The organism is Variovorax sp. FG153 (genome assembly GCF_057809595.1).
This window is the reverse complement of the sequence record NZ_JBMDKG010000068.1, coordinates 1-23,006: the sequence shown is the minus strand read 5'-3', so window position 1 is coordinate 23,006 and position 23,006 is coordinate 1. Positions and strand designations below refer to the sequence as shown.

23 protein-coding genes are annotated in these 23,006 nt (G+C 70.4%); 9 read left to right on the top strand and 14 right to left on the bottom strand.

What is annotated here, in order from left to right; genetic code table 11:
- Positions 1-7: 7 nt before the first annotated feature.
- Positions 8-3,616 carry an ATP-binding protein gene (locus ACODT0_RS39545; protein WP_489043814.1) on the bottom strand — a complete coding sequence of 1,203 codons (3,609 nt, stop codon included), beginning with the start codon at positions 3,614-3,616 and terminating at the stop codon, positions 8-10.
- A 126-nt stretch (positions 3,617-3,742) separates the two neighbouring features.
- Here ACODT0_RS39545 and ACODT0_RS39540 point away from each other — a divergent pair, with 126 nt between their 5' ends.
- From ACODT0_RS39540 to ureG, 8 genes are all read left to right on the top strand, one after another.
- Positions 3,743-4,045, top strand: coding sequence for an urease subunit gamma (locus ACODT0_RS39540; protein ID WP_057591402.1), 303 nt, complete (start codon positions 3,743-3,745; stop codon positions 4,043-4,045).
- A 37-nt stretch (positions 4,046-4,082) separates the two neighbouring features.
- Entirely contained in the window at positions 4,083-4,688 is a 606-nt protein-coding gene (locus ACODT0_RS39535; protein ID WP_057591401.1) for a HupE/UreJ family protein, read from the top strand.
- Between the two features lie 16 nt (positions 4,689-4,704).
- The gene (locus ACODT0_RS39530) at positions 4,705-5,010 is read left to right on the top strand and encodes an urease subunit beta (RefSeq protein WP_057591400.1); all 306 of its coding nucleotides are present in this window, start codon (positions 4,705-4,707) and stop codon (positions 5,008-5,010) included.
- Positions 5,011-5,022: 12 nt separating this feature from the next.
- Positions 5,023-5,706, top strand: coding sequence for a LysE family transporter (locus ACODT0_RS39525; RefSeq protein ID WP_479670737.1), 684 nt, complete (start codon positions 5,023-5,025; stop codon positions 5,704-5,706).
- A complete protein-coding gene (gene ureC / locus ACODT0_RS39520) occupies positions 5,694-7,412 on the top strand; it encodes an urease subunit alpha (RefSeq protein ID WP_057591398.1) in 1,719 nt (572 codons plus the stop codon). The genes ACODT0_RS39525 and ureC overlap by 13 nt, the downstream gene beginning before the upstream one ends.
- A gap of 101 nt (positions 7,413-7,513) precedes the next feature.
- Positions 7,514-8,116, top strand: a complete 603-nt coding sequence (gene ureE / locus ACODT0_RS39515) for an urease accessory protein UreE (RefSeq protein WP_057591397.1) — start codon at positions 7,514-7,516, stop codon at positions 8,114-8,116.
- 332 nt (positions 8,117-8,448) lie between these two features.
- Positions 8,449-9,129: an urease accessory protein UreF gene (locus tag ACODT0_RS39510; RefSeq protein ID WP_489043813.1), complete on the top strand. Its 681-nt coding sequence runs from the start codon at positions 8,449-8,451 to the stop codon at positions 9,127-9,129.
- 23 nt (positions 9,130-9,152) lie between these two features.
- Entirely contained in the window at positions 9,153-9,803 is a 651-nt protein-coding gene (gene ureG, locus ACODT0_RS39505; protein ID WP_057591369.1) for an urease accessory protein UreG, read from the top strand.
- Positions 9,804-9,821: 18 nt separating this feature from the next.
- On the opposite strand, the gene ACODT0_RS39500 is transcribed toward ureG, so the two are convergent.
- Positions 9,822-10,343 carry a hypothetical protein gene (locus ACODT0_RS39500; protein WP_296729774.1) on the bottom strand — a complete coding sequence of 174 codons (522 nt, stop codon included), beginning with the start codon at positions 10,341-10,343 and terminating at the stop codon, positions 9,822-9,824.
- A 115-nt stretch (positions 10,344-10,458) separates the two neighbouring features.
- Here ACODT0_RS39500 and ACODT0_RS39495 point away from each other — a divergent pair, with 115 nt between their 5' ends.
- Positions 10,459-11,256 carry a 2-keto-4-pentenoate hydratase gene (locus ACODT0_RS39495; protein ID WP_489043812.1) on the top strand — a complete coding sequence of 266 codons (798 nt, stop codon included), beginning with the start codon at positions 10,459-10,461 and terminating at the stop codon, positions 11,254-11,256.
- 9 nt (positions 11,257-11,265) lie between these two features.
- Here the strand turns inward: ACODT0_RS39495 and alkB are convergent, their stop codons facing one another.
- From alkB to ACODT0_RS39435, 12 genes are all read right to left on the bottom strand, one after another.
- Positions 11,266-11,919: a DNA oxidative demethylase AlkB gene (gene alkB, locus ACODT0_RS39490; protein ID WP_489043811.1), complete on the bottom strand. Its 654-nt coding sequence runs from the start codon at positions 11,917-11,919 to the stop codon at positions 11,266-11,268.
- 83 nt (positions 11,920-12,002) lie between these two features.
- Complete coding sequence (locus ACODT0_RS39485; protein ID WP_093341077.1) at positions 12,003-12,983, bottom strand: NAD(P)H-dependent flavin oxidoreductase; 981 nt, start codon at positions 12,981-12,983, stop codon at positions 12,003-12,005.
- A 46-nt stretch (positions 12,984-13,029) separates the two neighbouring features.
- Positions 13,030-13,770: an SDR family oxidoreductase gene (locus ACODT0_RS39480; protein ID WP_261214070.1), complete on the bottom strand. Its 741-nt coding sequence runs from the start codon at positions 13,768-13,770 to the stop codon at positions 13,030-13,032.
- Between the two features lie 118 nt (positions 13,771-13,888).
- Positions 13,889-14,449, bottom strand: coding sequence for a TetR/AcrR family transcriptional regulator (locus ACODT0_RS39475; RefSeq protein ID WP_057591375.1), 561 nt, complete (start codon positions 14,447-14,449; stop codon positions 13,889-13,891).
- A 145-nt stretch (positions 14,450-14,594) separates the two neighbouring features.
- A complete protein-coding gene (locus tag ACODT0_RS39470) occupies positions 14,595-15,407 on the bottom strand; it encodes a shikimate dehydrogenase family protein (RefSeq protein WP_489043810.1) in 813 nt (270 codons plus the stop codon).
- 8 nt (positions 15,408-15,415) lie between these two features.
- Positions 15,416-17,665 (bottom strand): N,N-dimethylformamidase beta subunit family domain-containing protein, encoded by a 2,250-nt coding sequence (locus ACODT0_RS39465; protein WP_489043809.1) that lies wholly within the window; start codon positions 17,663-17,665, stop codon positions 15,416-15,418.
- Between the two features lie 22 nt (positions 17,666-17,687).
- A complete protein-coding gene (locus tag ACODT0_RS39460; protein WP_057591377.1) occupies positions 17,688-18,026 on the bottom strand; it encodes a N,N-dimethylformamidase alpha subunit family protein in 339 nt (112 codons plus the stop codon).
- The gene (locus ACODT0_RS39455; protein WP_057591378.1) at positions 18,023-18,772 is read right to left on the bottom strand and encodes a GntR family transcriptional regulator; all 750 of its coding nucleotides are present in this window, start codon (positions 18,770-18,772) and stop codon (positions 18,023-18,025) included. The genes ACODT0_RS39460 and ACODT0_RS39455 overlap by 4 nt, the downstream gene beginning before the upstream one ends.
- A gap of 97 nt (positions 18,773-18,869) precedes the next feature.
- Positions 18,870-19,940, bottom strand: coding sequence for an extracellular solute-binding protein (locus ACODT0_RS39450; protein WP_093341086.1), 1,071 nt, complete (start codon positions 19,938-19,940; stop codon positions 18,870-18,872).
- Positions 19,941-19,983: 43 nt separating this feature from the next.
- Positions 19,984-20,814, bottom strand: a complete 831-nt coding sequence (locus ACODT0_RS39445) for an ABC transporter permease (RefSeq protein ID WP_422096003.1) — start codon at positions 20,812-20,814, stop codon at positions 19,984-19,986.
- Positions 20,811-21,716 (bottom strand): ABC transporter permease, encoded by a 906-nt coding sequence (locus ACODT0_RS39440; protein WP_413762446.1) that lies wholly within the window; start codon positions 21,714-21,716, stop codon positions 20,811-20,813. Before ACODT0_RS39440 ends, ACODT0_RS39445 begins: the two co-directional genes overlap by 4 nt.
- Complete coding sequence (locus ACODT0_RS39435; protein WP_489043808.1) at positions 21,713-22,855, bottom strand: ABC transporter ATP-binding protein; 1,143 nt, start codon at positions 22,853-22,855, stop codon at positions 21,713-21,715. The genes ACODT0_RS39440 and ACODT0_RS39435 overlap by 4 nt, the downstream gene beginning before the upstream one ends.
- Between the last annotated feature and the right edge of the window lie 151 nt (positions 22,856-23,006).

Here is a 23,006-nt window from a genome sequence, read left to right as displayed (position 1 = left end):
CTGGTCCTCATCCCGCATGGGCCGCCTCGGCCAGCGCGCGGCCCATGGCCTCGAACTGGAACTGCCGCGCCAGCACGCGCTGCGCCTCGGTCCAGGCGGCGCACTCGGGCTGCTCGCGGTCGATGGCGTCGAGCTGGTTCATGATGCCGCGGAAGTAGCCGAGGCCCACGGCCTCGTCGAGCGCGCGCAGCCGCTCGCGCGAGGGCGGGCGCAGCACCGGCTGCACCGGCGCCGGCGCGCTCGCCGCGGCCGCTTCGGTCCAGCGCAGGCCGAGCCGGCGCTCGAGCCAGTCGAGCAGCTCGGTGTGGCGCACCGGCTTCACGAAGAAGTCCTCGGGCGCGATCTCCACGTCGTTGTCGAGCCCCTTGTCGAAGGCGTTGGCCGAGACGATCGCCACCGCCGCGCCGGCCAGCCCGAGCCGGCGCGCGCGGCGGATGGTCTCCCAGCCGTCGATGCCGGGCATCGCGAGGTCGACGAACATGGCGTCGGGCCGATAGCCCGCGGCGATCAGGTCGAGCGCATCGTGGCCGCTGGCCGCGCTGCGCAGCTCGAAGCCCAGCGGCGCCAGCACATGGCCCAGCAGCTCGCGGTCGGCCTCCTCGTTGTCGACCACAAGCAGCCGGCGGCGCGCGCCCTCGTAGCCGCGCCGCGCGCGCTGCACCGGCTGCGGCCGGCCGGCGCCGGCCACCGCCTCGTGCACGCGCGGCAGGAACAGCCGCACGCAGAACAGCGAGCCCACGCCCGGCGTGCTGCTGACCTTCATCTCGCCGCCCATCAGGTCGGTCAGCATCTTGGCGATGGTGAGGCCCAGCCCCGCGCCCGGCGCGGCCGCGGCGCCGGCCGAATCGCCGCGCGCGAAGGGCTCGAAGATGCGCTCGATCTCGGCCGCCGTCATGCCCGGGCCGGTGTCCTCGATCTCCACCGCGGCGAACTCGCGCGCATAGGCGAGGCGCAGCGTGACCTGGCCGGCGGCCGTGAACTTGATCGCGTTGCCCAGCAGGTTGATGAGGATCTGGCAGACCCGCTTCTCGTCGGCGCGCACCACCTCGGGCAGCGTGCCCGCGGCCTCGAAGCGGAAGGCCAGGCCCTTCTCGGCCGCCTGCAGCTCGAACATGTCGGCCAGCTCGCGCAGCGTGTCGGCGAAGCGCATCGGCCGCGCATGCAGCGTGAGCTTGCCGGCCTCGATGTGGGCGATCGCCAGGGTGCCCTCGATCAGCGACAGCAGGTGCTCGCCACCGCGCTTGATGACCGCCACCGCCTGCTGGCGGTGCGGCGGCACGGAGTGGTCCTCGCCCATCAGCTGCGCATAGCCGAGGATGCTGTTGAGCGGCGTGCGCAGCTCGTGACTGATGGCGCTGATGTAGCGGCTCTTGGCCTGGTTGGCCTGGTCGGCGGCGCGCCGGGCCTGCTCGGCCGCGAGCTTGGCCTGCTCGGCCACCTCGCGCGCCTCCTCGGCGGTGCGCGTGGCCGACTGCAGCGCGCGGTCGGTCTCGCGGTGCAGCTCGATCTCGCGCACCAGCAGGTGGGTCTGGCGATTCGATTCCTCCTGCGCCACCTTGCGGCTCTGGTGCGCCAGCACCAGCCACCAGGCGACGATGCCCGCGATCACCAGCAGCGCCATGTAGGCCTTGAGGAAACCCGAGCGCAGCGAGGCCTGCTGCGCGGCCGCGAGCGCCTGCGCCACCTCGCTCTGCGCGGCCAGCTCGAGCGCGCGCTCGCCGAGCGCGCGCAGCTCCTGCTGGTAGAGCACGCCGAACACCACCGCCAGCAGCGGCACGATGATCAGCATCAGCAGCAGGAAGTGGCCCAGGCCGGTGTCGAGGTAGCGCCAGCTGCGCCGCGGCAGCAGCCAGCGCAGCACCGCCGACCACTGCGCCGACAGGCTCGCATGCGGCTTGCAGAGGTCGCCGCAGCGCGCGTCGAGCGTGCAGCACAGCGAGCAGATCGCGCCCTGGTAGGCCGGGCAGTGGGCCATGTCGGGGCCTTCGTACTCGCGCTCGCAGATCACGCAGCGCTGCACCGCGAGGCGGCGGTAGGCGCCTTCGGATTCCACCCGGGCCCACTGCACCGGCCGGCCGGCCGCCACCGCGGCGCCCTCGACCGAGCCGCGCGCCAGGTAGTAGCGCCCGCCCGTGGCCCAGGCCAGGAGCGGCGAGGCGACGAGCGCCGTGCCGAGCGCGATCAGCGCCGAGAAGGCCTGCGCCAGCGGCCCGAACACACCCAGGTGCGCGGTGATCGACAGCAGCGAGGCCAGCGCCATCGCGCCCACGCCCACCGGATTGATGTCCCACAGGTGGGCGCGCTTGAACTCGATGCCCGGCGGCGAGAGGCCCAGCGGCTTGTTGATGACCAGGTCGGCCACCACGGCCATCATCCAGGCGATGGCGATGTTGGCGAACAGCCCGAGCACGTCGCCCAGCGCCTCGAACACGTTCATCTCCATCAGCATGAAGGCGATCAGCGCGTTGAACACCACCCACACCACGCGCCCCGGATGGCTGTGGGCCACGCGCGAGAAGAAGTTGCTCCAGGCCAGCGAGCCCGCGTAGGCGTTGGTGACGTTGATCTTGAGCTGCGAGATCACCACGAACAGCGCGGTGGCCGCCACCGCCCAGCCATAGTTGGGGAACACGTACTCGTAGGCCGCGAGGTACATCTGGTTCGGGTCGACCGCGCGCTCCACCGGCACCATGTGCGTGATCGCGAGGTAGGCCAGCGCGGCGCCGCCCAGCATCTTGACCACGCCCAGCACCACCCAGCCCGGCCCGCCGGCCAGCACGCCGGCCCACCAGCGGCCACGGCTGGCCGCGGTGCGCGCGGGCATGAAGCGCAGGTAGTCGGCCTGCTCGCCCATCTGCGTGATGAGCGCGATGCCCACCGTGAGGGCGGCACCGAACAGGTGCAAGTTGAATCCTTGCGCACCACCCTTGGCGCCGTTGTAGTGCGTGATGCCCGCGAACGCACCAGAATCGCGCACCAGCACATAGGCGAAGGGCACGACCAGCATCAGCAGCCACAGCGGCTGCGTCCACAGCTGCAGCCGGCTGATCGCCGACACCCCGTGCGTGACCAGCGGGATCACCACCAGCGCACAGACCAGGTAGCCCCAGACCGGCGGGATGCCCAGCGCCAGCTCGAGCGCGTAGGCCATCACGGCCGCCTCGAGCGCGAAGAAGATGAAGGTGAAGCTCGCGTAGATCAGCGAGGTCAGCGTGGAGCCGATGTAGCCGAAGCCGGCGCCGCGCGTGAGCAGGTCCATGTCGACGCCGTAGCGCGCCGCGTACACGCTGATCGGCAGGCCCGCGAGGAAGATGATCAGCCCCGTGGCCAGGATGGCCCAGAAGGCGTTGGCGAAGCCGTACTGCACCAGCAGCGTGGCGCCCACCGCCTCCAGGATCAGGAACGAGGCCGCGCCGAAGGCCGTGTTGGCGACCCGCCATTCGGACCATTTGCGAAAGCGCTGCGGCGTGTAGCGCAGCGCGTAGTCCTCGAGGGTTTCGCTCGCGACCCAGCTGTTGTAGTCGCGCCGCACCTTGACGATGCGCTGCGGCGCGTCGTCGGACTCGGTGGGGGGGACGGCGGAGGGCGGGCCAGGGTTCACACCGTTTCGGTGCATCTTTCGTGCCACCCGGCGCCCCGCGGACCCGGTGCCATACGGCATTCGGCGAACAGGGCACGACTGTTGCAACAGCCCTGCTCTGCCCATAATGGCCGCCTCCTCCCGCCACCCGATGCCGTCTCCATGGAACTGACTCCGCGCGAAAAAGACAAGCTGCTGATCTTCACCGCGGCGCTGCTCGCCGAACGCCGCAAGGCCCGCGGCCTCAAGCTCAACTACCCCGAAGCCATCGCCCTGATCTCGGCCGCCGTCATGGAAGGCGCGCGCGACGGCAAGAGCGTGGCCGAGCTCATGAGCGAGGGCCGCAGCGTGCTGACCCGCGCCGACGTGATGGACGGCATCGCCGAGATGATTCCCGACATCCAGGTCGAGGCCACCTTCCCCGACGGCACCAAGCTCGTGACGGTGCACCAGCCCATCGTCTGAACGACCGCACACCCAGAACAACCAAGGACAAGCCCTCATGCGCCCATCGATCTCCTCCAGGACCCTCGCCCTGCTCGCCGCCGCCCTGCTGCCCCTGGCGGCCAGCGCCCACACCGGCGTCGACGGCGGCCTGCACCACGGCCTCGTGGCCGGCTTCATGCATCCGCTGACCGGCGCCGACCACCTCGCGGCGATGGTCGCGGTGGGCGTCTGGAGCGCGCTGTCGGCGCGCCGCGCCTGGCCCGACCTGCTGTGGGCACCGCTGGCCTTCGCCGGCATGCTGCTGGCGGGCGCGCTGGTCGGCCTGGCCGGGCTGCAGCTGCCGGCCGTCGAACCGATGATCGCGGCCTCGCTGCTGGTGCTGGGCCTGCTCGTGGCCGCGCGCGTGCACCTGCCGGCCGGCGTGGCGATGGCGGTGGTCGGCCTGTTCGCCGTCTTCCACGGCGTGGCGCACGGCCACGAGCTCGCGGGCGAGCACGACGCCGCCCTCACGCTCGCCGGCATGGTCGGCGCGACCGTGCTGCTGCATGCCGCCGGCATCGCGCTGGGCTGGGCGCTGCGCCATGCCAGCGCCTGGCTGCCGCGCATCGCGGGCGCCGCGGTGGTCGGCCTCGGCGCCACGCTGCTGGCGCAGGCGATCTGAGGCGAGGCCCCGGTCCATGATCCCCGGCGAAATCCTCACCGACGACGGCGACCACCCGCTCAACCCGGGCCGCCGCACCCTCACGCTGGTGGTGCAGAACACGGCCGACCGGCCGATCCAGGTCGGCTCGCACTACCACTTCGCCGAAACCAACGGCGCCCTCGGCTTCGACCGCGAGGCCGCGCGCGGCATGCGCCTGAACATCGCCTCGGGCGCCGCGGTGCGCTTCGAGCCGGGGCAGCAGCGCACGGTCGAACTGGTCGATTTCTCGGGCGACCGCATCGTCTACGGGTTTCGCGGACTGGTTCAGGGCAAGCTCTGAGCGGGCGCCGGCATGCTGTCACTCGCGCTCTCCGCCTTTCTGCTGGGCCTGGTGTTCAACGCCGCGCCGGGGGCCGTGTTCGCGGAAACCGTGCGCCAGGGACTGCAGGGCGGTTTCCGTCCGGCCTTCGCCGTCCAGGTGGGCTCGCTGGTCGGCGACGCGCTGTGGGCCGTGCTGGGCCTGGCCGGCGCGGGCGCGCTGATGCAGATCGATGCCCTGCGCTGGCCGCTGGGCATCGCCGGCGTGCTCTATCTCGCCTGGCTCGCGGCCGACAGCTGGCGCGCCGCGAAGCGCGATGCCGGCATCGAGCGCGCGCTGGCCATGCCCGCGAGGCGGGCGCTGCGCTCGGGCGTGATCCTCTCCGCCACCAATCCCCAGAACCTGGCCTACTGGGCCGCGCTCGGCAGCGCCATGGCCGGCCTTGGCATGGACCGACCGACCACCGCCCACTACGCCGTCTTTTTCACCGGCTTCATGGCGGCCTCCGTGCTCTGGTGCTTCGTCTGCGCGGGCCTCGTCGCCAGGCTCTTCGGCCGCTCGGCATCGCGCTGGGCCGGCGTGACGCACCGCCTGTGCGCCCTCGCGTTCATGGCGCTGGCGGTCGCCTCGATGCGCGACCTGCTGAATTTCACCGGCCCCGCCGAGAACCGGCCCGCGGCCTCTCCCGCAAGACAAGGAACGACATGGCAACCATAGGCAGGCGCGCCTACGCAGAAATCTTCGGCCCCACGGTGGGCGACCGCGTGCGGCTGGCCGACACCGAGCTGCTGATCGAGGTCGAGGCCGACTACACGCTGCGCGCCGGCGGCTACGGCGAGGAGGTCAAGTTCGGCGGCGGCAAGACGATCCGCGACGGCATGGCGCAGTCGCAACGCACGCGCGCGCAGGGCGCCGTCGACACGGTGCTCACCAACGCGCTGATCCTCGACCACTGGGGCATCGTCAAGGCCGACATCGGCCTGAAGGACGGCCGCATCGCCGCCATCGGCAAGGCCGGCAATCCCGACGTGCAACCGGGTGTCGATATCGTGATCGGCCCGGGCACCGAGATCATCAGCTGCGAGGGCAACATCGTCACCGCCGGCGGCATCGACAGCCACATCCACTTCATCTGCCCGCAGCAGATCGAGGAGGCGCTGGCCTCGGGCGTGACCACCATGCTGGGCGGCGGCACCGGCCCCGCCACCGGCACCTTCGCGACCACCTCCACGCCCGGGCCCTGGCACATCGAGCGCATGCTGCAGGCGGCCGACGCGTTCCCGATGAACCTCGGCTTCCTCGGCAAGGGCAACGCCAGCCTGCCCGGCGCGCTGCACGAGCAGATCGAGGCCGGCGTGATCGGCCTCAAGCTGCACGAGGACTGGGGCACGACGCCCTCGGCCATCAGCAACTGCCTCGACGTGGCCGATGCCACCGACACGCAGGTGGCGATCCACAGCGACACGCTCAACGAATCGGGCTTCGTCGAGAACACGATCGCGGCCGTGGGCGGCCGCGCGATCTGCGCCTTCCACACCGAGGGCGCGGGCGGCGGCCATGCGCCCGACATCCTGCGCGTGGTGGGCGAGGCGAACTTCCTGCCCTCGTCGACCAATCCCACCATGCCCTACACCGTGAACACGCTCGACGAACACGTCGACATGCTCATGGTGTGCCACCACCTCGACGCCGGCATCGCCGAAGACTTGGCCTTCGCCGAGTCGCGCATCCGCAAGGAAACCATCGCCGCCGAGGACGTGCTGCACGACCTCGGCGCGATCAGCATGTTCAGCTCCGACAGCCAGGCCATGGGCCGCGTCGGCGAGGTGGTGCTGCGCTGCTGGCAGACCGCGCACAAGATGAAGCTGCAGCGCGGCACGCTGCCCGAGGACAGCGCGCGCAACGACAACTTCCGCGCCAAGCGCTACGTGGCCAAGTACACGATCAATCCCGCGATCGCGCACGGCATCGCACACGAGGTGGGTTCGATCGAGGTCGGCAAGTGGGCCGACATCGTGGTGTGGAAGCCGGCCTTCTTCGGCGTGAAGCCCTTCACCATCATCAAGGGCGGCAGCATCGCGATGGCCGCGATGGGCGACCCCAACGCCTCGATCCCGACGCCGCAGCCGGTGCACTACCGCCCGATGTTCGGCGCCTATGGCGGCTCGCTCGCGAAGGGCTCGCTGACCTTCGTCTCGCAGGCCGGCCTGGCCGCGGGCATCAAGGAGCGCTACGGGCTGGCGAAGAACCTGGCGGCGGTGAAGAACATCCGCAACGTGCGCAAGAAGGACCTGATCCACAACGGCTACGCGCCGAAGATGGAGATCGATGCGCAAACCTACGCGGTGCGCGCGGACGGGCAGTTGCTGACCTGCGAACCGGCGAAGCTGCTGCCGATGGCGCAGCGCTACTTCCTGTTCTGAGACAAGGCCCGAAAATCCGGCGCGGCACGCCGGCTTGACAGGCTGCGTATCCTTGAAAGCATCGTTCCTGTCTTCAGACGCGCCACGCGTCCCACCGCACCATGCTCACCGCCAACAAACTCATGCCCCAGGGCCGCGGCCTCGCGCCCGTGCTGCTCAAGCGCGCCGCCACCATCGAACTCGACTGGGACGTGCGCCAGAAAAGCCGTTTCGACGCCACCGATTCGCAAGGCCGGCAGATCGGCGTGTTCCTGCCGCGCGGCACGGCCGTGCGCGGCGGCGACGTGCTGGTGGCGGAAGACGGTTCGCTGGTGCGCGTGATCGCGGCGCCTCAGCCGGTGCTGCGCATCACGCACTGCACGGCCCACGGCACGCCCTTCGACCTGACGCGCGCGGCCTACCACCTGGGCAACCGTCATGTGCCGATCGAGCTCAAGCCCGATCACCTGAAGATCGAACCCGACCATGTGCTGGCCGACATGCTGCGGTCGATGCACCTGATCGTGGTGGCGGTCGAGGAGGCCTTCGAGCCCGAGGGCGGGGCCTATGGGTCGCATGAGCATTCGCATGGGGGTGGTCATAGCCATGACCACGGCCATGATCACTCGCATGGTCATGCGCACTCCTCGGGGCCGAAGCCGCTGGTGTTGGCGCCGGAGTTGCTCGATGCGCATGACCATGGTCATCATGGGCACTCTCACTGAGATGGGGGCTGGGATCTCCGTTCGAGGCCGTTTGTTTCGGTGGGGGCGGGCGCACGCCGATGGGGTACTCCCCTCCGCGAATGTCCCCCGCCCTTCGGGCTCCTCCTTTATTTCGCTGCGGGGAGTACCCCATCGACGTGCGCCTGACGCGCCGTGCTTGATCGGCCGGCACCACCGCTGCGCTTCTCGTGCACAGGGCAGTGGGTGCTTCCCGCAGCGAAATAAAGGAGGAGCCGAAGGCGGGGGACATTCGCGGAGGGAAGTACCCGCTGTCCTGTGCACGCGCCCCGGACCAGAACAACCGATGCGTCACCCTTCGGACGAGAGCCGACATGGCTGACACACCACAGCCCCAAAGCCTCCTCCAGCTCATCTGGCTAGCCTCCCCCGCCCTCCCGGTCGGCGGCTTCTCGTACTCCGAAGGTGTCGAGGCCGCCGTCGAATGGGCCGGCGTCGACGCCGAGGCCAGCGCCGCCGAATGGCTGTCCGACCAGTTGCACCTGAGCTTCGCGCGCGGCGACCTCGCGCTGGTCGCGCAGGCCATCGCGGCCTGGCGCGCCGATGATGCGCAGCGCATCCGCACGCTCAACGACTGGGTGCTGCAGACCCGCGAATCGGCCGAGTTCTTCCTGCAGACCGAACAGATGGGCCGCTCCTTCGTCGAATGGCTCAAGCTGCACCATGCCGACACGGCCGAGGTCTTCGCCGGCCTGCCCGCGAGCTATCCCGTGGCCTTCGCGTTCGCGGCCCACCGCTCGGGTGCTTCGGTGCACGACGGCTGCCTGGCCTTTGCCTTCGGCTGGGCCGAGAACATGGTCGCGGCCGCGGTCAAGGCCGTGCCGCTCGGGCAGAGCGCGGGACAGCGCATTCTCGGGCGGCTCGCGCAGGAGATTCCCGCGGCCGTGAACCATGCGATGCAGCTGTCCGACGACGATCGGCAGGCCTTCGCGCCGCTCTTGGCCGTGCTGTCGGCGCGGCACGAAACCCAGTACTCGCGGCTCTTCCGCAGCTAGATTTTTTTCTTCACACACCCACCATGACCTCCGCCCTGCACCACATCCCCCACCGCACCAAGAAGCTGCCGCCGCTGCGCGTGGGCATCGGCGGCCCCGTCGGCTCGGGCAAGACCACGCTGCTGGAGATGCTCTGCAAGTCGATGCGCGACAGCTACGACCTGGTCGCGATCACCAACGACATCTACACCAAGGAAGACCAGCGCCTGCTGACCGTGGCCGGCGCGCTGCCGGCCGAACGCATCATGGGCGTGGAGACCGGCGGCTGCCCGCACACCGCGATCCGCGAGGATGCCTCGATCAACCTCGAGGCCATCGACCGCATGCTCGAGGACTTTCCCGATGCCGACGTGGTGTTCGTCGAATCGGGCGGCGACAACCTCGCGGCCACCTTCAGCCCCGAGCTCTCGGACCTCACGATCTACGTCATCGACGTGGCCGCGGGCGAGAAGATCCCGCGCAAGGGCGGCCCCGGCATCACCAAGAGCGACCTGTTCGTCATCAACAAGACCGACCTCGCGCCCTACGTGGGCGCCAACCTCGACGTGATGGAGCAGGACACGCAGCGCATGCGCCGCCAGAAGCCCTACGTGATGACCAACCTCAAGACCCTGACCGGCGTGGCCGAGGTGGTGCGCTTCATCGAGGAACGCGGGATGCTCAAGACGGCCTGAGGCCGCCAACTCACGGCTTCACAGCTCGCTGCCGTCGCGCAGCTGGCGCTGCTTGTAGACCAGGCGAACGCTGGCGCGGCGCGGATCGCCGACGCGTTGCACGTAGACATCCATCTCGCCGCTGCTCCAGGCCGCATAGGCGCTGCCCGGATCGTTGGCCGCGAGTTCGGCGCCGAAAGTACCGCGGCCCCACTGCAGCAGTTCGGCGAAGGCCGCGCCGCCGCCATCGGGCAGGCCCTGCGCCGAGGCCGCGTACTCCACGCGCCGCAGCTGCGCATCGGCGAAGAAGAAGGTCGGCTCGAACACCAGCCCCGCCAGCGCCTGGGGCGCGCCATGCCAGCTGCCCAGCAGGCCGCCAGCGAGCCGCTGCGGCCGCGCCACGCGCTCGGCCGAGGGCAGCGCGGCGCGCAGTTCGTCGGCCGACATGCCGAGCCGCACGCCGGGCGGCAGCGCTTGCGCCTGCGCGGCGAGGCTCGCGAGACAGAGGGCACCGGCGCCGAGCAGGCGCGCCACGGGTGAAGAGAAGGAAGGAATGAACATCGGGGGACGGCGAAACGGGCGACAGCGGCCTGTGACCCGCAGTATCGCCCCGAGTTCACGACCGCACCGTGTAACTGCCGATACACGGCCCGCCATCCCTTTGTAGACTGGCCCGATGACTCCCCAGGACGTGCTCGACCACTACGACCGCGCCACGCTGTGGCCCGCCGATCGCCCCGACCGCACTGCCGCCGGCCTGCCCGCCGCCTATGCCGACGCGCTCGCGCTGCGCGCCCTGCGGCTCGCGCGCGGCGAACGGCCCGTGGGCTACAAGGTCGGCTTCACCAACCGCACCATCTGGCAACGCTATGGCGTGTTCGCGCCGATCTGGGGCCCGGTGTGGAACACCACGCTGACGCTGTGCGACGGCCGGGGCAGCGTCAACCTCACGGGCACGGTGCAGCCGCGCATCGAGCCCGAGGTCGTGTTCGGCATCGCCGCCACGCCGCCGCAAGGCGCCACGCTCGAGCAGCTGTTCGCCTGCGTCGAGTGGATCGCGCCGGGCTTCGAGATCGTGCAGTCGCACTGCGAAGGCTGGAAGTTCGGCGCCGCCGACACCGTGGCCGATGGCGCGCTGCATGCGCGCCTGCTGGTCGGGCGGAAACGGCCGCCGCGCGAGTTCGCGAGCGACGGCGCGGCGCTCGACGCGCTGCTCGCGCGCACGCGCCTGCGCCTGTCGCGCGACGGCACGCCGATCGAGGAAGGCACGGGCGCCAACGTGCTCGACGGCCCGCTGCATGCGCTCTTGCACTTCCTGCACGAGCTGCAGGCCTGCCCCGGCGCGCCCGCGCTGCAGCCGGGCGAGGTGGTCACCACCGGCACCTGGACCGACGCCTGGCCGATCGAGCCCGGCCAGGTCTGGCGCAGCGAGTTCGACGCGCCCTTCGACGGCCTCGAAGTCACGCTGCGCTGAGCGCGCGGCTCAGCCGGCCTTGCGGAAGGTCAGGTTGATGCGCACGCTGCCCAGCAGCGGATGCGGCTTGTCCTTGAGCGGCAGCACGCCATGGAAGCGCAGCCGGTCGGGACCGCCCCACACCACCACGTCGCCATGCGCGAGCGGCACGCGCTCGACCGCGTCGCCGCGCGCGAGCCCGCCGAACTGGAACACCGCCGGCATGCCCAGCGACACCGAGACGATCGGCGCGCCATGGTCGCGCTCGTCGCGGTCCTGGTGCAGCGAGAGCCGCGTGCCGGGCTCGTAGCGGTTGACCAGGCAGGCATCGGGCGCGAAGCCCGCGAAGCCCGCCGTCTCGGCCGCCTCGCGCGCGAGCCGCGCGAACGCGGCGGGCATGGCGGGCCAGGGCTTTTGCGACAACGGATCGATCGCGTCGTAGCGGTAGCCGCTGCGATCGCTGACCCAGCCCAGCGGCCCGCAGTTCGTCATCGCCACCGACATGGTGTAGCCGCCAGGCGTCACCAGATGCCGGAACGGCGACACGCCCTCGATGCGCGGCAGCGCGGCCAGCAGCTCGCTCGCGAACGGCAGCGCGAAGCCGCGCAGCACGCAGGCGCCCGGGCCCAGCGGCTCGGGTGCGCGAAACGGTTCGTCGGTGGCGGGGAAGAGGTCGAGGGTCATGGCGGATGCGGTCCTCGAAAATACCGCAAGCCGGCGCACCGGGTCCGGCCGGTTCCGGACATCCGGTGCCTCCGGCGTGGTGCTCAGGCCGTCTCGAGCATGCCCGCGAGCCGCGCCGCGATCAGTCCATGGGCCTCGGCCATGATGCGGTCGACCAGTTCCCGCACGGTCGGCACGTCGTGGATCAGGCCCGCCACCATGCCGCAGCTGAAGGCGCCCGCGTCCACGTCGCCCTCGATCATCACGCGCGGGTAGATGCCCGCCACCTGGTCGTGGATGTCCGAGATCTGAAGGTCCGCGCCCTTCGCGCGCTCGATCGCCAGCAGTTCCTCCACGCCCTTGTTGTTGAGCACGCGCTCGGTGTTGCGCAGGCCGCGCATCACCAGCCGCGTGTCGAGCTCGCTGGCCGCGACGATCGCGCGCTTCACGTTCTCGTGCACCGGCGCCTCCTGCGTGGCGATGAAGCGCGTGCCCATGTTCATGCCCTCGGCGCCGAGCGCGAGCGCGGCCACGAGGCTGCGGCCGTCGGCCATGCCGCCCGAGGCCACGAAGGGAATGCGCAGCTCGTCGGCCGCGCGCGGCAGCAGGATCATGTTGGGCACGTCGTCCTCGCCCGGATGGCCGCCGCACTCGAAGCCGTCGACGCTGACCGCGTCGCAGCCGATGCGCTCGGCCTTCAGTGCATGGCGCACCGAGGTGCACTTGTGGATCACCTTCACGCCGGCCGCCTTGAGCGCCGGCATGTGTTCCTCGGGGCTGCGGCCCGCGGTCTCGACGATGCGCACGCCGCCCTCGATGAGCGCGGCGATGTACTCGGGATAGGGCGGCTTGGAGAAGGTCGGCAGGAAGGTGAGGTTCACGCCGATCGGCTGGTCGGTCATCTCGCGGCAGCGCGCGATCTCGCGCGCCAGCAGCTCGGGCGTCTTCTGCGTGAGCCCGGTGATGATGCCGAGGCCGCCGGCATTCGACACCGCGGCCGCGAGTTCCGCGAAGCCCACGTAGTGCATGCCGCCCTGGATGATCGGATGGCGGATGCCGAAGAGTTCGGTGATGCGAGTTTTCATGGTCGATGAGGGTGGAGGAAGAGGACGGGAAACGGGGCGCGGTCGCTCACCAGCGTTCCATGTACGGACGCAGGTCGAGCTCGAAGGTCCAGGCATCGCGCGGCTGCGCGTGCAGGTGCCAGTAGTTCTCGGCGATGTGCTCGGGGTTCAGGATGCCGTCCTCCGACTTCAGCGCGTAGCGCTCGGGGAAGCTGGTGCGGATGAACTCGGTGTCGATCGCGCCGTCGACCACCACGTGCGCCACGTGGATGTTGCGCGGCCCCAGCTCGCGCGCCATGCTCTGGGCCAGCGCGCGCAGCGCATGCTTGGCGCCCGCGAAGGCCGCGAAGTTGGCGGCACCGCGCAGGGCCGCGGTGGCGCCCGTGAAGATGATCGTGCCGCGGCCGCGCTCCACCATGCGCCTGGCCGCTTCACGGCCGTTGAGGAAACCGCCGAAGCAGGCCATCTCCCAGATCTTGAAGTACTTGCGCGCGGTCTCCTCGAGGATGCTCGAGGGCACGTTGGCGCCGATGTTGAACACCAGCACCTCGACCGGCCCGACCTCGCGCTCGACCTGCTCGAACAGCGCGATCACCTCCTCCTCCTTGCGCGCATCGGAGCCGAAGGCCACGGCCTTGCCGCCGGCCGCCTCGATGCTCTCGACCAGCGGCTGCAGCTTCTGCGCGTCGCGCCGCGTCACGCAGGCGGTGTAGCCGCCGGCCGCAAAGCGCCTCGCGATCGCCCCGCCGGTGGAATCGCCGGCGCCGATGATCAGCGCCACACCGGCGCCCGCATTGCCCTGGCTCATGTCGTCTCCTTGATTGAACGCTCGTGGACCAAAGCACGGTAAAGGAGAGGCATCGGGCTGTCAATCGAGCGCGCGACAGCATTCCGGCGGTGCATGCGGCGCATGCGGCCGGCGCGGTTCAGTCCAGGTGGTTGCGCTCGATGTCGCGGCGGGTCGAGTTCAGGATGTCCTGGCGCGTGCGGTCGTTCTCGACCACGCGCGCCATCAGCAGCGCGCCCACGCACTGCGCCATCACGGCCCAGGCCGCGTCGTCGTCGCCCGCCAGGCGCTGGCTCCAGGCCTTGTGCAGCTTCTTCAGGCCGCGCTCGACCGCCGCGCGCACGGCCGGGTCGGAGCGCGCGATCTCGGCACCCAGCGCGGGCAGCGCGCAGCCGGTCTCGGGGTGCAGGGCATGCGCGCTGCTGAGGTAGCCCTTGAGGCAGCGCGCCACGTGATCGGGCGGCGAGTCGGGCGTGCCCGCGAGCATCTCGGCGCTGTTCTCCATCTCGCGCTCGATCAGCGCCGCGAACAGCTCGCCCTTGGAGCCGAAGTGGCTGTAGAAGGCGCCGCCCGTGAGGCCGATGGCCGACATCAGCGCATCGACGCCGGTGCTGCTGAAGCCCCCCTTCTTGGCGATCGCTCGGCTGCTCTCGAGCAGCTTCTCGCGGGTCTCTTCCTTGTGGTTGGGGGCGTAGCGCATGACAGTTCCTCGGCGCGGGATTCCGGTGGACAGGACGAAGGGAAAAATAACATACGATCGTTCAGCCATCCTGACACCAGGCCATCGATCGCTGCTCGTTTTCCCGGGTCCCTTGCAAGGCCCGCGCCCGCCGCGGAAGCCTCTTTCAAGGCGCCGGCGCACCGATCCCGAGCAATTCCTTCACCAGCACGTACTGCGCATCGAGCATCGAGGTGCCCAGCGAGATGCGGCAGCCGCGCGAGCGCGCCGCGGCCAGCAGCGGCGTGATCGCGGGCGTCATGATGATCTCGGCGACGTCGGTGCCGGCCGCCAGCTGCGCCGCGTCGAGCGGCAGCGCATCGCCCTCGTGCATGCCCATCGAGGTGGTGTTGACCACGAGGTCGAAGCCGCTCGGATCGTTCGTGCCCGCGCGCGCGACGCAGCCCGGATACGCGGCGGCCACGTCGGCCGCCAGCGCCTCGGCCCGTGCGTTCGTGCGGTTGTGGATCACCAGTTCGCGCGCACCCGCCTCGGCGATGCCGAAGGCGACCGCGCGCCCTGCCCCACCCGCGCCGAGCTGCAGCACGCGGCGCCCCTGTAGCGTGATCCCCTGCCCCGCGAGCCCGTCGACGAAGCCGCGGCCATCGAGGTTGTCGCCCGTGAGCCGGCCCTCGGCATCGCGCCGCACGAAGTTGACCGCGCCGATGCGCGCCGCGCGCGGCGTGGTCGCGTCGAGCAGCGGCAGCACGGCGATCTTGTGCGGGATGGTCACGCCGAAGCCGAGCACGTTGCGCATGCGGCGCAGCGCGTCGACCACGGTCGCGAGGTCGGCGGGGCCCACGTGCAGCGGCGACACCGCGATGTCGAGGCCCTCGGCCGCGAAGCGGTCGTTGAGCCGCAGCGAGCCCACCACGTGGGCCACGGGATCGGCCAGCATCAGCATGATGCCGGTGCGGCCGGTGATGCGCATCTCGGTCATGGCGACGCTCAGGCGGGCAGCTCGAACGGGGCCGGATCGAGGAAGCGCCGCAGCACGTTGCCGGTGATGCGGCTCACGTTGTTGTCGTAGCCGTTGTGGCTCAGCGAGAGCACATAGGAGATCGAGCCGGTGGAGAACACCGCGCCGCCCTTCGCGGTCTCGAAGAACACCATGTCGGCGCGCACCAGCGCGTTCTGCTCGCCGTCGAGGCCGTGCACCGTGGTGCGGTACTCCTCGGGCGTGGGCAGCGCGCCCGGGCCCAGGCCGTGCGAGGTCGCGAGCATCACGGCATGCGGCGGCGAACCGAGGCCGACGTCGAAGCGGTCGATCTCGATGCCGACCGCGCCGCCGATGCGCACGCCGTAGTCGCCGATGCGCTCGCCCTGCGCGATGCCCTCGACCGCGAAGGCCACGCGCGCGTCGGCCGCATCGGGCGTCAGCAGGTAGTAGCCCGCGTGGTCGTAGACCATGGCCGAGAAGCCCACGCCGATCAGCTTCTGCGGCGCGAAGCCGCTGTGGCGCCACAGCGCGCCGGGCTCGCCGGTACCGGCCAGGTGCACCTCGCCGGGCTGCGATTCCCAGGTCCGCGTGCCGGCCATGCCGCGCCGCACCTCGACCGCGGCCGGCGCCTTCGGATGGAAGGCGCAGCGCCAGTAGAAGCCGTTGGCGCCGAGCGCGAGGTGGCGCCCGCCCGCGTTCTGGAAGGCCATGATGCCGTTCATCATCGCCTCGCTGTAGTACTCGGGATGCGACAGCGTCGCCAGCACGCGGTAGCCCGCGAGCGCGCCCGCGCCCTGGCGGTCGAGCTCGACGTCGGTCACCACGTCGTAGTCGATGCCCTTCTCCTCGAGCCAGTCGAGGAAGTGGCTGTCGATCGCGAGGTTGCCGGGCTGCGAGCGCGGCCGCATGTTGAGCACCGGGCGCAGCCACGAGCTGTAGGCGCGGCCGCTGCCGTCGATGTGGTGGTCGTAGGTCGACTGGCCGACCTCGGGATGCTCCTGCAGGTAGATGTCGTCGCCGGTCAGCATCAGGAGGCGCTCGGTCAGCACCTCGAAGTGCACCGCATGCAGCCGCAGCGCGCTGTTGGCGTAGGCCATGTAGGTCATGCTCGCGGCCAGCACCGCGAGCGGCGCGCGCTTCGCATCGGCCGCGGGCGTCACGAAGAAGGTGATGAAGGTCTCGGCCGCGCTGCCGTCCACGGGCCGCAGGCGCAGCGCGTGGAAGCCCGACTTCCAGTCGGCCGGCACGTCGAGCTCGAGCGTCGCGGGCCAGCCGCAGTCGTAGATGTCGTCGCTGTGGAAATGGATCGCGCCGTACTCGCGCGGCGCCAGCCGCCAGTCGTGCACGTCGCCGGTCCAGTGCACGCCGGTCATGCCGCGGCAAGGCAGCTGGTGCAGCCGGCCGTCGAGGCGGTTGGGCGAGCGGTCGAGCACCTCGAGCGTGTCGATGCCGTGCGAGAAGTCCCAGCAGGCGATCAGCGCGGCATCGGCCAGGCCCGGGCGCGCGAGGTCGTCGCAGCGGCGCAGCGCGTCCACGCCCAGCAGGCCCTCGGCGATGCGCGGCGCCTCGATCTTGCCGTCGTAGTGCGCGCCGCAGCGGTCGCCGGTGGCCGACAGCGCATGCGCGGCCACGGTCAGCGGGCCTTGCGAATCGAGGCGCCAGCCGCCCGCCTTCGTCGCGCGCGCCTCGCGGCGCTGCTCGGGCAGCGCGCCATCGGCCAGCCGGCATTGCGACAGCACCATCTCGCCGGTCGTCGCATCGAGCGCGCCCTGCACCCAGTACCAGCGGCGCTGCTCGAGCGGCGCATCGGTCTTCAGCTCGATCGCGCCATCGGCACCGCCCACGCGCAGGCGCAGGCCGTCGCGCGACACCTGCAGCGCCCAGCCGCGGCCGCTGTCCTCGCACCAGCGCGCGAGCACGGTCTGCGGCGTGGCCAGCAGCCGCGTCGGCCAGACGTAGCAGCCGAACGAGAACGCACCCTCGGGCGCGAAGCGCGCATCGGCGGGCACCGACATGAAGGAGCCGCAGGGCGCCTCGTGGAACGCGACCGCATGCACGCCGTCGATCGGCGATGCGAGCTCGCGGTACTTGATGCCGGGGCCGGTGGCGTCGGCGTCGGCGCAGCGCACGCGCACGAACTTCACGTCGGCCTGCTGCTTCGCTTCGCTGCTGAGGTGGAATCGGATGCGTTCGCCGGCGCGCACGCTGAGGGTGTCGGGATAGCCGACGAAGGCATTGGTTTCGATGGGGGCGCTCATGGTCGTCTCGCGGTGTTCTTCTTCAATCCAGCTTCAGCTCGGTGCCGGTCAGCGCCTTCCAGCGCAGGCCGAACACATGCCACTCGGCGTCGTCGAGCGACTCGAACACCACGTCGTGGAACACCTTGACCTTCTGGCCGCGCTCGTCGGGCATCTGCGCCAGCGCCCAGCGGCGGCCCGGCTCGACCATCACCAGCAGATAGCGGCCGGGGAAGGCGCCCCAGCGCATGCGATGCAGGAGCTTCTTCAGTTCCTCGCTGTGCGGGCCGCGGATGCAGCCGCGGAATTCGCGCGCGAGGTCGGTGCGCTGGGGGTCGAGTACGTAGCGCGCCGCGTTCGGGTCGCTGGTGTGGTCCATCATGGGGTGGGAGGCTTTCTGCCGGTCGGTGGCGGCTGGTTGCGCAGCGCGAGCAGTTCTTCGGCGCGCGCGGGATTGGCATCGATCTCCCCGAGCACGCGCACGAAGTCGCGGCCGCCCTCGATCAGGTCCTGCTCGATGGCGTGGCGCACCATCGCGGTGTCGCGCTGCTGCAGCCCGCGCAGCACGTTCACGTGCTGGTGCTCGGTGTCGTAGGTCGGGTGGCCGTGGGGATAGAGGAAGTTCATCATCGGCCCCACCTGCACCCAGATGCGGTCCAGCAGCTCGGTGAGCTGCGGCATGCCCGAATGGCGGTAGATGCCGAAGTGGAAGTCGAAGTTGTGCTGCAGCGCGGCGCGGTAGTCCTTGGTCTTCTCCGCGCGCACCAGCAGCCGGTGGCTCTCGGTGAGCTGCTTGATGGTGGCGTTGTCGAGCAGGGGCACGGCACGCTCGGCCGCCAGCGGCTCGAGCGCGAGGCGGATGTCGCGCAGCTCGAGGTACTCGGCCAGCGTGAGCTGGCGCACACGGATGAAGTAGCCCTCCTTCATCTCGAGCGCACGGTCGCGCACGAGCTGGATCAGGGCTTCGCGCACCGGCGTCTCGCTGGTGCCCATGGTCTTGGCCAGCTCGCGGATCTTCAGGCGCTGGCCCGGCTGGAAGGTGGCCGACATCAGCTGCTCGCGCAGGTGCTCGTAGATCTGGCTCGCCAGATTGGTGCGTTCGACCACGTTGATGACCGGGGTTGCCATGGGCTTCTCTCTCCTTGATTGCGTGTGTGCCGGGAATCGCGCGGCGGCGTATTGTGGCCCTGCCGTGGCCCCGCGAGCGGCACTCACGCGATCGGGATCAGCGTCCCAGCCAGGCGATCCAGCGGTCGCGCAGCATCTGGCGGTTATTGCCGATCCACTCGTAGTCGGCCACGATCAGCTTGTCGAAGTTCTCGGCCGAGGTCGCGAGCATGGCGCGGCGCTCGGGCGGGAACAGGCTCGCAGTCTTGCCGTTGCCGGTGTCGTAGTTCACGGCATTGACGAAGTTCACGTGCTGCTCGGGTGCCGAGGCATAGAAGAAGTCGAGGTACGCCATGGCCGCCTTCGGATGCGGCGCGCCCTTGGGGATCGACATGTAGCCGACGTCGCGCACGGCGCCGTCCCACGACACGGCGATCGGCACCTTGGCGTTCATCAGCGAGATCAGACGGCCCGAGTAGCCCATGCTCATGACCACTTCCTTGTTGCGCATGATCTGCTGCAGCTGGTCGCCGCTCTTCCACCAGACGGCGACGTTGGGGCGCAGCTTGTCGAGCTTCTTGTAGGCGCGGTCGAGGTCGAGCGGGAACAGCTTGTCGGGCGCGACGCCGTCGGCCAGCAGCGCCGCCACCGGCACCCACCATTCGCGGTCGCCGGTATCGGGCAGGCCGCGCGGGCCGGGGAACTTGGCCGTGTCCCAGAAGTCGGCCCAGGTCTTGGGCACGTTGGCGCCCTTGAAGGCCTCGGTGCTGTAGCCGATCTGCATGCCGCCCACGGTGCGCATCACGCCGTAGGTGGTGCAGGCGCCCTTCACGCCGTTGGCGGTGACGTTGGGCAGCTTGCTGCAGTCGATGGCCTGCAGCAGCTCCTTCTTCTGCACCAGGTCGGGCGGGGTGGCGGTCACGATGTCGAACTCCATGCCGCCGCTGCGCGACATGGCCTGCACCTTGGCCCACTGGTCGGGCACCTCGATGGCGGCGGGCACCACCTCCACGCCCTTGGCCTTGGAGAACGGGGTGTAGAAGTACTGCACCAGCGTCTTCTCCATCAGGCCGCCGGTGGTGGCGATCACGAGCTCCTTCTCGAGCCCCTGCGCCGAGGCACCGGTGAACGCCGCGCAGGCGAGCAGCGCGAGGGCGGCACCCTTGCTTCGAGCCAGACATTTCATCATCGCGAACTCCTTGTGAGTGAGGACCAGGAAAAAAGAGGGGCGCTCATTCGGCGCGGCGCCGGCGCTCGAGCACGCGCAGCAGCGCCACGGCGATCAGCACCGCGATCGACAACAGCGTGAGCAGGGTGGCGATGGCCGGGATCACGGGCGTGAGGTTCTGCTCGATGTCCTCGAACATGCGCCGCGGCAGCGTGCGCTGGCGCACGCTCGAGACGAAGAACGAGACCACGGGCTCGTCGAAGGAAATGATGAAGGCGAACAGCGCGCCGCTCAGCAGGCCCGGCACGATCAGCGGCAGGGTCACGTGGAAGAAGGCGCGCGCGCGGCTCGCGCCGCAGCTCATGGCGGCCGACTCGAGGTCGGGGTCGACGCGCGACAGCGCGGCCGAGACGGTGAACACCACGAAGGGCAGCGCCAACACCGTGTGCGCCGCCACGAAGCCGGCCAGCGAACCGACCACGCCCAGGCGCTGGTAGAACAGATAGCAGGCCACCGCCACCGCGATGTGCGGCGCGATCACCGGGCCGATCACCATCAGCTGCGTGGCCGAGCGGAAGCGCTCGGTGCCGCGCACGATGGCGTACGACACCATGGTGCCGATGACCACCGAGCAGACCATGGTCAGCGCGGCCACCTGCAGGCTCAGCAACGCCGCCTTCTGCCACTGCGGATCGCCGAAGAACTCCTGGTACCAGTGCAGCGTGAAGCCGCTGGGCGGGAACTCCAGGAAGTCGGCCGGGCTGAAGGACATCGGCACGATGATCAGCGTGGGCACCATGATGAACAGCACCACCAGCCAGACGTAGGCGCGCAGCGAGAAGGCGCCGAGGTCGAAGGGCGCGCGGTGGCGCACGGAGTTCTCGTTCTTGCTCATGCGCCGCCTCCGATCAGCCGGTTGAAGCTCACGGCCTTGTTGAAGACCATGGTCAGCGTGGCCACCACCACCATCAGCACGCCGATCAGCGCGGCCGCGAAGGGCCAGTCGAGCATCTCGCGCACCTGCTGCGAGACCAGCGTGGCGATCATCAGCTCCTGCGGGCTGCCGACCAGCGCCGGCGTGACGAAGAAGCCCAGCGCCGAGAGGAAGACCATCAGGCAGCCGCTCCACACGCCCGCGCGGCTCATCGGCAGCAGCACCTCGAAGAAGGCGCGCCGTCGGTTGGCGCCGAGCATGGCGGCCGCGCGCATGTAGTCGTCGGGGATGTTCTTGAGCGCCGAGTAGATCGGCAGGATCAGGAAAGGCAGCAGCACGTGCGCCATCGCGAGCACCACCGCGCCCTCGGTGTAGAGCAGCTTCACGGGCTCGCCCGTGAGGCCCAGCCACTGCAGCGCGTTGTTGACGATGCCGTCGCGGCGCAGCAGCACGATCCAGGCCGCCGTGCGCACCAGCACGCTGGACCACAGCGGCAGCAGCACGCAGGCCGTGAGCAGCGCGGCCACCGCGCCCTTCACGCGCGTCATCATGTAGGCGATGGGAAAGCCCAGCACCAGCGCGAGCACGGTGGTCAGCAGGCTGATCCAGCCGGTGCGCAGCATCACGCGCACGTAGACCGGGTTGTCGAACACGCGCGCGTAGTTCGCGAGCGTGGGATGCGGCTCGAGCACGCTGAGCGACAGCAGGCTCAGCAGCGGATAGAGGAACACCAGCAGCAGCAGCGCGAAGAAGGGCGCGAGCAGCACGGCCGAGGCCGCCACGCTGAGCTGCCGGCCGCCGAGCCACAGGCGCGAGAACGCCGAGGGCGAGGCCGCGATGGCGGGCACGGTCGCCGTGCTCATGCCGCGGCCACCTCTTCGCCATAGATGCGCAGCGCATCGGCCGGCCACAGCAGGCCGACGCGGTCGCCGGCCGCGAGCGCGACGCGGCTCGGGTCGGGCAGCCGCGCGCGCAGCTCGGTGCCGTCGGACAGCTGCGCGATGCACAGCACGGTGGAGCCGCTGTAGATCACGCCGCTCACGGTGGCGCGCAGCGCGGCCGGATCCTCGGGGCTGCCGATCACGATCTGCTCGGGGCGCAGCGCGGCCACGGCACGGCCGCCGGCGGCGACGCGGCCCACCAGCGCATCGGTGCGCACCTCGCGCGGGCTCGCGCCGCCGGGCAGCTGCACCAGCGCGCCCTGGGTGCGCAGCGGGCCGATCTCGGCCGGCATGAAGTTGGTCTCGCCGATGAAGCCCGCGACGAAACGCGTGCGCGGCCGCTCGTACAGCGCCTTGGGCGCGTCGAGCTGCTGGATGCGGCCCTGGTTGAGGATCGCCACGCGGTCGGCCATGGTCAGCGCCTCGCCCTGATCGTGCGTGACGAAGACCACCGTGATGCCGAGCTGCGACTGCAGCCGCTTGATCTCGAGCTGCATCTCCTCGCGCAGGTTCTTGTCGAGCGCGCTCAGCGGCTCGTCCATCAGCAGCACCTTCGGCTTGTAGACGATGGCGCGCGCCAGCGCCACGCGCTGCTGCTGGCCGCCCGAGAGCTGCGCCGGCATGCGCTTGCCGTAGCCTTCGAGCCGCACCGTGGCCAGCGCCTGCTCGGCCAGGCGGTGCCGCTCGGCGCGCGCCACGCCGCGCATCTTGAGGCCGAAGGCCACGTTGTCGAGCACCGAGAGATGCGGGAACAGCGTGTACTTCTGGAACACCATGCCGAGGTTGCGCTGGCTCGCGGGCAGGTAGGTGACGTCGCGGCCGTCGATGGCGATGCTGCCCGCATCGGGCAGCTCGAAGCCCGCGATGCTCATGAGGATCGAGGTCTTGCCCGAGCCGCTGGGCCCGAGCAGCGCGAGGAATTCGCCGGGCTGCACGCTCAGCGACACATCGTCGACCGCGCGCACCGCACCGAAGCGCTTGGCGAGGCCGCGGATCTCGATGCCGGTACCGCCGACGCGTTCGGAGCCCGCAACGGGCGGTTGGGTTGCCGTGGATGCCATGCTGCGGATTCCTCTTCGTGCGTGCGGGAGATGGGGACGTCAGCGCCGGCCGAAGCGCGCTGCGACGGCGGCGAAGGCCGCGTCGGTGGCCTGCAAGGCCTGGTCGATGTCTTGCACGGTGTGTGCCAGCGACAGGAACATGTTGTGCTTC